Consider the following 10,469-nt stretch of genomic DNA (forward strand, 5'->3'; position numbering starts at 1 on the left):
CATCGCCGATGGTAGTGTGGGGTTTCCCCATGTGAGAGTAGGTCATCGCCAGGCACCTTATTTTGAAAACGCTGAAAATATGGCAGTGTTTTAGCTTCGAGTCGATCAGTAATCTTTGAAGCAAACCAGTTTTGCCTGATAGCCACAGAGTATTGGAACCACCCGATCCCATCCCGAACTCGGAAGTGAAACGATGCATCGCCGATGGTAGTGTGGGGCTTCCCCATGTGAGAGTAGGTCACTGTCAGGCGTTAAATAAACAAAAAGGCCCACCAAGAAATTTGTGGGCCTTTTTGTTTATACAGTGAATTGTGACGGGATAGCCCATCACAGAGAAAACCCGTACAACATATCAGCGATATGTAAACCTAAATCGCCCCCCCAAAAAAAACAAAACCATCAAAGTCTCCTGTTTTAATGCCCTTATTTTAAATGAAGTTTGATCATGACAGCAGATCGACGTACCAAACTTAAAGGTCTCTGGAAAACCCTGCTTTCAAGAGTGGAGGGTATCCGGATTATTTCAAGCCGACGGGACAAAAAGATTTCGGTTTTTACCAGAAGTGCTATTTTTTGCTTGCAAGGAAGTAGGGTTTCCTTATAATCAGCCGCGTCTTCGGGGATGGCATCTTTTTCCCGAAGCGTCGAAGTGGTGGGCGTAGCTCAGTTGGTAGAGCCCCGGATTGTGATTCCGGTGGTCGTGGGTTCGAACCCCATCGTCCACCCCAGTTTCAAAAAGGTCTGATTTTTAAGTCAGGCCTTTTCTGTTTCTGAACTCGCCACTCATCATCCTGTTGTACTTCTTCTGATCCTCATACAGTTCAAGATAAATCCTGTATTTTTTGTCGCAATATGCTGCAAGCGATGTGTCAGGGTATAGTGTTTCCTTTTGCTGACTCATAGCCTGAATCGCTTCTTCCAGAGAAGCGTATGTTCCACATGCGACAGAAGATAATAAGGCGCCTGCTAACAGCATACAGTCGGGTTCCTGAGGCATTTTGGCTCGTATACCTGTTATGTTGACATGCTCCTGAACAAACAGTGTATTTTTGGCTAGACCGCCACAGGGTCGGAGTTCGCTGAAGCAGTAGCCATTTTGGGTAAGTCGTTCGATGTTGTGTCTGGCTTCCAATGCAATGGCCTGAATACAGGCCAGGTAAGTCAGGGCCAGACTATCAATGCTTTGATCGAGGCTCAGCCCTGTCATCATCCCTTTCAGGCTCATATCCATTCTGGGGCAGCGGTTACCGGCGAAATAAGGTAAAAGATGAATGTCGTAAGTTAGCAAGGATAGCTTATGCGTGTCCCCGGCCATGTTTTTCAGAACAGTGTTGAGGTATGAGTAAATGCTCTTGTGGTTTTTTTTCGATTCATTCAAAGCTTTAGCATAGGAAGGATGGCTGGTTAACAGATGCTCAATCAATGCTCCCGCTGCTGATTGTCCAACTATGTTGTGGTAAAAGCCTTCAAGAGCTGAAGGCATAGGCCCCCAGACACCTTCAATGGTTCTTGCAGAACGGCTACTGGCTACATAAATTGTCGAGGTGCCTACGACCATGCTGAGTCTGCTTTCCAGACTGCTGTTGTCTTTTTCCGGATGAATTGGCCCAAGAGCTGCGAGACTGCCACCTAAGCCATCAACCATTCCAGTGGCAACCGTTGTGCCTGCTGGCAGTCCTGTTGCTTCTGCTGAAGCGTTACTCAAGCCTCCGGGAACCGGGGAGCATGGTGAAAGTAATTCTCCCCGTCTCAATTCAGGATTGTTAATATTCAGGGCCTTGAGTATTTCTTTTGGTTCGCAGGTGACCTTGGAGCATGGTGTTCGGGTGATGACTCCGGTGAGCTTCCAGGTGATGAAGTCATAAAGATCGAGAATTAACCCGCATTGTGACCATAATTCAGGTTGTTCCTGCTTGAGCCAGAGCATTTTGGAAAGACACATTTCAGGAATTTGTTTAGCGGGCGCATTCCGGCCAGAGGCTGATTCGAATTGTTTGTTAATGATTAGGGACTGAGGTTGTGAACGATGATCCATCCAGCCAAGAATATTGGCTTCCGGATTGCCGGGCAGGTGAAGAGGCTCCAGATCGTGATTGAGTAAAACCTGGGATGCGGTAGCGTCAATGCCAATCCCTTTTATAGACACTGGCTGGTGATATTGCTCAATCAGCTTTCTGATAGAGTTAACGAGACAGCCATATATGTCATCAGAAGACTGTTCCATTATACCAGAGGTCTGCCAGAGCTTTAGTTTCTGGATGTTCTTTGCCAGTATCTTTCCCTTTGTGTTGACCAGAGCAGCTCGCAAACTGGCTGTGCCCACATCAATACTGAGTAGCGCTTCTCGCATCGTTATACCCCTGATAACAATCTTCCATGTTGCATACGGTTTTTTGCCACGAAAATAAGCATAATAGTAGACAAGTTAATCAGCGGGCATTGAAGAGATAAGCATATGTTCATGGACTCAGTGATCGGGCATCGAGGTGCAGCCGCTTTGGCTCCAGAGAATACTTTGGCTGGCATTCAGAAAGCAGCCGATTTGGGGCTGAAATGGATAGAGCTGGATGTGACCCTGCTGGGAGATGGCTCAGCGGTGATGTTTCATGATCCAACAATGAGCAGAACCACTTCAGGACGCGGGCATTTGAAGAGAATGAGCCTGGATCAGGTGGCTACTCTGGATGCCGGAAGCTGGTTTTCAGAAGCGTTCACCGGTGAAAAGGTGCCAACACTGAATGAAACACTGACTTTGATCAAGGAACTGAAGCTGAGCCTGAATCTTGAGTTGAAACCCAATCGTTGCGATTTAAAACTTCTGATTGAGGAAGTGGTAGCTGTGTTGGAGGCAGTTTGCTTTCCTGAGGATCAACTGCTGGTATCCAGCTTTAATCATAAGGCTCTGCTCTTGTATCGGGCAAAAGCTGACAGCAGGATCGGTTGTCTTTTCGAATCGTTGCCTCGAAACTGGAAACATAAAGCCAGACAGGTTGATGCTAAGACGATTCATCTGAATGCCAAAAAACTTAGAGAAAAAAAGGCGCATGAAATCAAAGCCGCAGGTTATGAGTTGTATTGCTACACCGTTAACGAAAAGGATACGGCTGATCGATTAAGAGGATGGGGTGTTGATGGAGTGTTTACGGATAACCCTTCCTTGATACGTTAACAGAGTGCCGACTGACACTCTGTTGTTACTTAAGAGCAGTGTTCTTCGTCTACTTCTCTCAAGTATTTGAACAGTTTTCTGGAAGCCGCGGGTGGTTTCTCCTTTGTGGCTTCCTTTTGGGCGTTACGTACCAGTTGTCGTATGTGCTGATGATCGGCGTCAGGGTATTTGTCGAGGTACTCGGTGAGAACCTCATGCCCTTCATTGATCAGGCGGTCACGCCAGCGTTCCAATTGGTGAAAGCGACGATTGTATTCCTCGCTCGTGGAGTCCAGGCTGTCGAGAAATTTCTGGATCGGTTCCAGCTCCTGGTCTCGCATCAATTTACCAATGAAGCCTAAATGCCGTTTGCGGGCATTATTGCTTTTAATTCGCTTGCTCTCATCCAGTGCTTCCCTGAGGCGCTCATTCAGAGGCAGCTTGTCCAGCGTGGCTGGCTTCATATCCATTAAACGGGCACCCATGGCCTTGAGCTCGTCCATATCACGTTTGAGCTCGGATTTGCTGACATAAATGATTTCTTCAACGTCGTCTTCAAATTCGTAGGGGTCTTGATCTGACATGATTCGGGTCTATCTAAAGAGATGCCTGCATTTTACTCCAGTTATTGACATTCAGCCATGAGCGGAGAAGGCTGTTACTCCTTTTCCCGGCCAATGATGGTAGCGTCCGGACAGCTCATTCATCGTTAATGTTTTGTTTTTCTTTGGCTATGGGCATTTGCAGCCGGGCACGGCACAATAGGACTTACACGAATAATTCTGGAAGGCAGGAAGTTCATGGGTGATAAAACCAACGCTGTACTGGATCCCCGCTCTGAAGAGGATCGCCTGAAGACACTGGTCAGTGATATTCTGGACGAAGCGCGACGTCAGGGGGCAGATGCCTGTGAAGTCGGTGTCAGTCTGGACGCAGGCCTCTCGGTAGGTGTCAGAATGGGGGATGTTGAAACGGTCGAGTTTAACCGTGATCAGGGTTTTGGTATCACCGTTTATCAGGGAAAGAAAAAAGGATCAGCCAGTACTTCAGACAGTTCATCTGAAGCCATCAGAGAGACTGTGAAGGCAGCTTGCGATATTGCCGGCTACGCCTCGGAAGACCCTTGTGCCGGGCTTGCTGATGCTGAGTTAATGGCGACTGAACTGCCAGATCTGGACCTGTACCACCCTTGGGGGATCGATGCAGAAGAAGCCATAGAGCTGGCTTTGAAGTGCGAAGAAGCTGGCAGAATGTTCAGTAGCAAAATCAAAAATTCTGACGGTGCCAATGTAGGTACCCACCAGGGATGTCGTGTCTATGGTAACAGTCATGGCTTTATTGGCAGTTACATTTCCAGTCGTCATAGTTTAAGTTGTGTTCTGATTGGTGAAAAAGCCGGTGAAATGCAGAGAGATTATTGGTACACCGTCGCTCGTGATGGTAACGATCTGGAGTCTGCTTCGGATGTAGGTCAAAAGGCGGCGGAAAGAACACTAGCCCGACTGGGTGCCAGAAAAGTCCCCACGGGGCAGGTACCTGTCCTGTTTGCGGCAGAAGTGGCCTCAGGTATTGTATCCCACCTGTTGGAAGGCATTAGTGGTGGCAGTCTTTATCGCCGAGCTTCATTCCTGCTGGATCATCTGGGTCAACAGATATTTCCTGACTGGGTGCGTATCCATGAGCAGCCGCACCTGAAAAAGGCACTGGGTTCGGCCAGTTTTGATAATGACGGTTTAGCTACTCGGGCCAAGGACTTTATCTCTGATGGGGTTCTGGCCAGTTATCTCCTGAGTACTTATTCTGCCCGCAAGCTGGGAATGGAGAGTACCGCTAATGCCGGAGGTGTCAATAACCTGTTTCTGGACTGCAATGCAGGCGGCAGGGATGAGCTATTGAAACAGATGGGAACGGGTTTACTAGTGACTGAGTTGATGGGGCAGGGAGTGAATACTGTCACCGGCGATTACTCAAGAGGTGCAGGAGGCTACTGGGTTGAACATGGCGAAATACAGCACCCTGTTTCTGAAGTGACTATCGCTGGAAACCTGAAAGATATGTTTATGAATATGGCTGCTGCAGGGAATGATTATGATCGCAGAGGGGGGATTCAAACCGGTTCGATTCTGATCAGTGAGATGACTCTGGCAGGTGAATAAATAAGTAGCTGATCAGGCTACTACGGTGCAGTCTGCTATCCAACAGTCTGGCATGTTAACTATAAAACAAGGTAGCCAGTCCCAGAAAGGAGAGAAAGCCAACGACATCCGATACTGTCGTCAGTATTATGGTGCCAGCCAGTGCAGGGTCAATATTTATGGATTTGAGAATAACGGGAAGGCTGGCACCGACGATGACGGCAGTACTGAGATTGATGATCATGGCACAGGCGATCACCAGAGCAATGATGGGGTCATGGAACCATAAATAAGCGATCAGGGAAACCAGAGCGGCCCAGAGAATACCATTGAGAAATCCTGCCATTAGTTCGCGACTGAGTAGCCACCGCAGGTTGGTTCTACTGATCTGACCCAGCGCCATGCCCCGAATCACCAGAGTCAGAGCCTGTCCGCCAGCATTGCCGCCCATTCCTGCAACAATTGGCATCAGGACAGCCAGTGCAACGACCTTATCGATGGTGGCCTGAAACATGCCAATAACAGAGGCGGCAATAAAGGCTGTTATCAGGTTGATGCCCAGCCAGACAGCGCGCCGACGGGCCGTTTTCAGTGCGGGGGCAAAGGTATCTTCATCGTCATCCAGACCTGCCATGCTCATCATGGAGTGTTCGGCCTCTTCCCGGATAACATCCACCACGTCGTCAATCGTAATACGGCCCAGTAGCTGTCCCTGCTCAGACACCACCGGTGCTGACACCAGATCCTGCCGTTCAAACAATTGAGCCACCTGGCTGTCTTCCATATTGGCAGCGATGGGTTGCAGATCGGTCTGCATTACTTCAAATACTGTGGCTGAAGGGGCTGTTGTCAGGAGTACTGACAGGGGTAGTGCCCCTATGTATTCGTCTCTGCGGTTGACGACAAACAGGCTGTCAGTCATTTCCGGAATATCCTTATGACGCCTGAGGTAACGGAGCACAACATCGAGAGTGCTGCTGGGCCGAATGGTGATGACATCGGTATTCATAAGTCCGCCGGCTGTGTCTTCCGGATAAGAGAGGACGGCTTCTACCCTTTGCCGATCCTGACTGTCCATGGAATCCAGTACTTTTCGGGTGATGGTGTCGGGCAGTTGTTGCAGGAGGTCTGCTATGTCATCCACGTCCTGACCTTCGGTAATCACTTTCAGCTCTGCCACGTTCATCCTGTCCAGGAAAAACTGTCGGACTTCGTCACTCAGTTCCTGTAATACGTCGCCTTCCATCTCTCGATCAATCAGGCGCCAGAGAAGGCTGCGAAGTTTGGGGGGGGACGATTCGAGCAAGTGAGCCGCATCCGGAGCCGGAAGACCATTCAGCATACGCCTGAGTTCGGGAGAAACGCCGTGTTCAAGGGCCTCGTTGAGTTCCTGAAATGCCTTGTCTCCGATACTCAGTTGTAGCTGTTGTACCATAGATGCGTGCCCGGCTTTTTTGGCAGAAATGACTGAGTGTTGACTTTCTGTTCTACAACTATCCAGTCTGATTGTCAGGCTCAGTCATTTCGCATGTCATTGTTCGTTTGCTTTGTGCCTGACAAGCTTTCGCTTTCAAGCGAGGCAATTTGAGATACCAGTATAAACAGAGATTTAATGGTGAAAAGGATGATTATTCACCCTCTTCAAAAAAATCATTGATCAGATTGCACAACGCTGTACAGGCCTCTTCTTCATCATGGCCTTCAAATGTTAAATCAAGGACAGAGCCTTTTCCTGCCGCCAGCATCATGACGGCCATGATACTTTTTCCATCCACCTCACGGCCGTCGAAGCCCACTTTCACCTGACTGGTGAAAGCCGAAGTTGTGGAAACAAATTTAGATGCTGCCCGTGCATGGAGACCGAGTTTATTAATAATGGTGATCTGCTTCTGGATCATTATTTTGAAAGCTCCCGATGTCTGACCTGAACACAGTCAAAACGTTCCTTGAGCCACTCGCTCAGTTTTTCACTGATAAATACGGAGCGGTGCTGCCCGCCGGTACACCCGATTGCAATCGTCATATAACTGCGCTGTCCGGATTCGAACCTCGGTAACCATTTTTCCACGAATCTGCAGAGATCTTCAAACATCTCATTTACCATGGGTTCAGCCGCCAGAAAATCTTTAACGGGCTTATCTTGGCCTGTGTAAGATCTTAACGCTTCAATCCAGAAAGGATTAGGTAAACAGCGAACATCAAAAACAAAGTCAGCATCAATCGGCATGCCGTGCTTGAAGCCAAACGACTGGATCATCAGCGTCATACTCTTGCTCGTGGCGCCGCATATTCGCTGTCTTATTTGTTCTCTGATTTCATGGACAGACAGTGGTGAAGTGTCCAGCCTTATGTCGGCTTCTTCAGCCAGAGGAGCCAGCAGTTTCTTTTCCAGATTGATCGCTTCTTTCAGAGAACGCTCATCATTGCTGAGAGGGTGGCGACGGCGTGTCGAGCTGTACCGCTTCATCAGGGTGTCGCTGTCTGCGTCCAGAAAGATGACCTGACACTCAACCTCCTGTTTTTTCAACTTTTCCAACAATGCCGGAAAGCGTTCCAGAGCGCCGGGTACATTACGAACATCCAAACTGACAGCCATGCGGTGAGGTTCGAGCAGATTGCTTTTGAGATTGGTCGGCAATTCGTTCAACATGCTGGCAGGCAAGTTGTCTACACAGTAAAAGCCTTCATCTTCAAGGGCGTGAAGCGCGGAACTTTTGCCAGAGCCTGAACGTCCGCTGATGATGACCAACTTCATGGAGTGTCCTTCCCGATTGTTTGACTGTGCAAACAGGCTTCTCACCTGATTCCGAGTGGGGCAAGTCTATCAAAACCCAATGAGATTAGAACCAGTCGCTTTCTTTTATTTCAAGCATAGTCCGGATATTTCTATCCATGCATTTTTGAAGGATAAATAGGTTTCAAGTCACGATAGTGAAGGAAGTCAACAGGGTTCTTGCAGGCCAAAAAACATTTTGCCCGCCTCCGTTTCCAGATGGGCATGCAAAATGTTTTTTATTTACCTGTTAAACAGGGCTGCAGATGATGTTATACAGCGCTTTGGGGTTTTTTGCTGCTCGCATCTGGCTCAGCAATATTTCTGATTGAAAGCGTTCAGCCACAGCCTGCAGTATATTGAGATGCTCCTGTGTATTTTCTTCCGGAACAATGAGTGCGAACACCAGATCGACCGGTTGTTTATCCACAGAATCAAAATCAACGGGTTCGGACAGTTTGATCAGAAGTCCGGTGGGATGTTGACAGGCACTGGAGCGACAGTGAGGCAGGGCTATTCCTTTGCCTAAACCGGTGGTACCGAGTCGCTCTCTGTTAATCAGCTTGTTAAACAGATCCTTGGTGTTTATGGCGGGAACATGTTCACAGATGATTTCCGCGACAATTTCCAGGACTTTCTTTTTGCTGGCCCCCTGCACATCACATAGGGTGCGCCCGGGGGTAAGAATGTTTTTGATAATCATACAACGATCGATGCTTACAGGCGGCCACTGGCACCCTGTAGCCGGTCAAGCGTCTTCTCTTTGTGTTTTACCAGTTGTCGGTCCAGTTTGTCCGACATGTCGTCAATAGCAGCGTACATATCTTCAGCCTCAGCGGTTGCATTGATATCCGCCCCGCGAACGTGCAGAGTCGCTTCCACTTTGTGCTTCAATTTCTCAACACTCAGGGTGACCTGAACGTTAGTGATCTGATCAAAGTGGGCGGCAAGGCGGTCGAGTTTCTTGGTGACATAATCTTTCAGAGCCTCAGTCACCTCTACATGATGTCCACTGATGTTGACTTGCATGTAACGCTCTCCTGCTGATCCCGATTCTTGACATTGGACTGCCCCCGGGATTTTACGGGCAGCCCTGATTGAAAGTCTATCACTGTCAATGACAGTTGGCGTTGTTCTGAGACAAAAAACCTAAGGGGCGATTTGTGGTATAAGGGCCGTTTACCTCAACCGCTGAAAGCTCAGATAAGTTGCTTGCGTTCATTCGATGGTGGAATGTTCATCGATTCGCGATATTTGGCGATGGTCCTTCTGGCCACTTTAATTCCCTGCTCACCCAGCAAACCGGCAATTTTGTTATCGCTCAGTGGTTTTTTTGGGTTTTCATCGGATACCAGTTTCTTAATCAAAGCTCTGATGGCTGTTGAAGAGCACTCACCGCCAGAGTCTGTGCTGACGTGGCTGGAGAAAAAGTATTTCAGTTCAAACACGCCTCTTGGGGTGTGCATATATTTCTGGGTAGTGACCCTGGAAATGGTGGATTCGTGCATATCCACCGCCTGAGCGATGTCGGCCAACACCAGAGGCTTCATAGCCTGTTCACCCAGCTCCAGAAACTCTTTCTGAAATTCAACAATCTTGCCGGCAACTTTTAGCAGGGTTTCGTTACGACTCTGGAGGTTTTTCAGAAACCAGCGGGCTTCCTGCAGCTGGTTCTTCATAAATACATTGTCACGACTGTTATTGGCACGCTGTACCATTGAGGCGTAATTGTTGTTGATGCGAAGCCTGGGCAGGGACTCTGAGTTCAGCTCAACCGCCCAGCGGTCCTTGATTTTGGTGACTGAAATATCAGGGGTGACGTATTCTGTCTGTGCCTGACCGATTTCGGCTCCGGGTCTGGGATTGAGGCTCTGAACCAGATGAAGGGCTTCTCTGAGTTGATGTTCTTTGAGGCGGGTACGCCGCATGATCTGAGCGTAGTCACGACTACCCAGTGCCGGTAGATGATTCTGGATCAGAAGGCGTGCTTCTCTGAGGAAGTGGGTTTCTTTTGGCAGTTGATTGAGTTGAACTTCGAGGCATTCTTTCAGATTGGCACTGGCGCAACCCACCGGGTCAAAGTGAAGAATCCGTCGTTGCATGACCTGCAATTCTTCAAACGCGAGTTCCTCTATCTGCTCCTGCAGTGACAGATAAATATCTTGCAGGGGGTGGGTCAGGTAGCCATCATTGTTAGTGGCTTCTATCACAGCCAGGCCCATTAGCCTGTCTCTATCTGTCATGGGAGTCAGGTTTAACTGCCATTCCAGATAGTCCTGAAGGGACTCAGCAGCGCGGGAGCGAGCAAAAGGGTCATGTTCTTCATCGACTGAGGCGGGCAGGCTGGAGTAGATATCATCCCATCCGGAGTCAACGGGCAGGTCATTGGGAATGCTATCGGCCCACTCAGGCT

General features: G+C 48.8%; 10 protein-coding genes, 1 tRNA gene and 1 rRNA gene. 4 read left to right on the plus strand and 8 right to left on the minus strand.

The window, feature by feature from the left end; genetic code table 11:
• Nucleotides 1–134 precede the first annotated feature (134 nt).
• Nucleotides 135–250, plus strand: a 5S ribosomal RNA gene (rrf, locus tag KDK18_RS05935).
• 402 nt (nucleotides 251–652) lie between these two features.
• Nucleotides 653–728, plus strand: a tRNA-His gene (locus tag KDK18_RS05940).
• Between the two features lie 20 nt (nucleotides 729–748).
• On the opposite strand, the gene KDK18_RS05945 is transcribed toward KDK18_RS05940, so the two are convergent.
• On the minus strand, nucleotides 749–2,350 hold the full coding sequence (locus tag KDK18_RS05945) for an FGGY-family carbohydrate kinase (protein ID WP_257253908.1): 1,602 nt from the start codon (nucleotides 2,348–2,350) through the stop codon (nucleotides 749–751).
• A gap of 111 nt (nucleotides 2,351–2,461) precedes the next feature.
• Between KDK18_RS05945 and KDK18_RS05950 the strand changes: the two genes are divergently transcribed.
• The gene (locus KDK18_RS05950) at nucleotides 2,462–3,169 is read left to right on the plus strand and encodes a glycerophosphoryl diester phosphodiesterase (protein ID WP_257253909.1); all 708 of its coding nucleotides are present in this window, start codon (nucleotides 2,462–2,464) and stop codon (nucleotides 3,167–3,169) included.
• Nucleotides 3,170–3,198: 29 nt separating this feature from the next.
• Here KDK18_RS05950 and yjgA read toward each other — a convergent pair whose 3' ends face one another.
• Nucleotides 3,199–3,732, minus strand: coding sequence for a ribosome biogenesis factor YjgA (gene yjgA / locus KDK18_RS05955; protein ID WP_257253910.1), 534 nt, complete (start codon nucleotides 3,730–3,732; stop codon nucleotides 3,199–3,201).
• A 216-nt stretch (nucleotides 3,733–3,948) separates the two neighbouring features.
• Between yjgA and pmbA the strand changes: the two genes are divergently transcribed.
• Entirely contained in the window at nucleotides 3,949–5,304 is a 1,356-nt protein-coding gene (gene pmbA, locus KDK18_RS05960) for a metalloprotease PmbA (protein ID WP_257253911.1), read from the plus strand.
• 55 nt (nucleotides 5,305–5,359) lie between these two features.
• Here the strand turns inward: pmbA and mgtE are convergent, their stop codons facing one another.
• The 6 genes from mgtE to KDK18_RS05990 all read right to left on the minus strand — a co-directional run.
• Complete coding sequence (gene mgtE / locus KDK18_RS05965) at nucleotides 5,360–6,718, minus strand: magnesium transporter (RefSeq protein ID WP_257253912.1); 1,359 nt, start codon at nucleotides 6,716–6,718, stop codon at nucleotides 5,360–5,362.
• Between the two features lie 193 nt (nucleotides 6,719–6,911).
• Nucleotides 6,912–7,181, minus strand: a complete 270-nt coding sequence (locus tag KDK18_RS05970) for an HPr family phosphocarrier protein (protein ID WP_257253913.1) — start codon at nucleotides 7,179–7,181, stop codon at nucleotides 6,912–6,914.
• The gene (gene rapZ / locus KDK18_RS05975; protein WP_257253916.1) at nucleotides 7,181–8,038 is read right to left on the minus strand and encodes an RNase adapter RapZ; all 858 of its coding nucleotides are present in this window, start codon (nucleotides 8,036–8,038) and stop codon (nucleotides 7,181–7,183) included. The genes KDK18_RS05970 and rapZ overlap by 1 nt, the downstream gene beginning before the upstream one ends.
• A 268-nt stretch (nucleotides 8,039–8,306) precedes the next feature.
• Complete coding sequence (locus KDK18_RS05980; RefSeq protein ID WP_257253917.1) at nucleotides 8,307–8,759, minus strand: PTS sugar transporter subunit IIA; 453 nt, start codon at nucleotides 8,757–8,759, stop codon at nucleotides 8,307–8,309.
• A 14-nt stretch (nucleotides 8,760–8,773) separates the two neighbouring features.
• Nucleotides 8,774–9,085 (minus strand): ribosome hibernation-promoting factor, HPF/YfiA family, encoded by a 312-nt coding sequence (gene hpf, locus KDK18_RS05985; protein ID WP_257253920.1) that lies wholly within the window; start codon nucleotides 9,083–9,085, stop codon nucleotides 8,774–8,776.
• A gap of 170 nt (nucleotides 9,086–9,255) precedes the next feature.
• On the minus strand, nucleotides 9,256–10,469 hold a 1,214-nt coding region (locus KDK18_RS05990; protein ID WP_257253922.1), incomplete at its 5' end, for an RNA polymerase factor sigma-54.

The organism is Endozoicomonas sp. SESOKO3, from assembly GCF_024606255.1.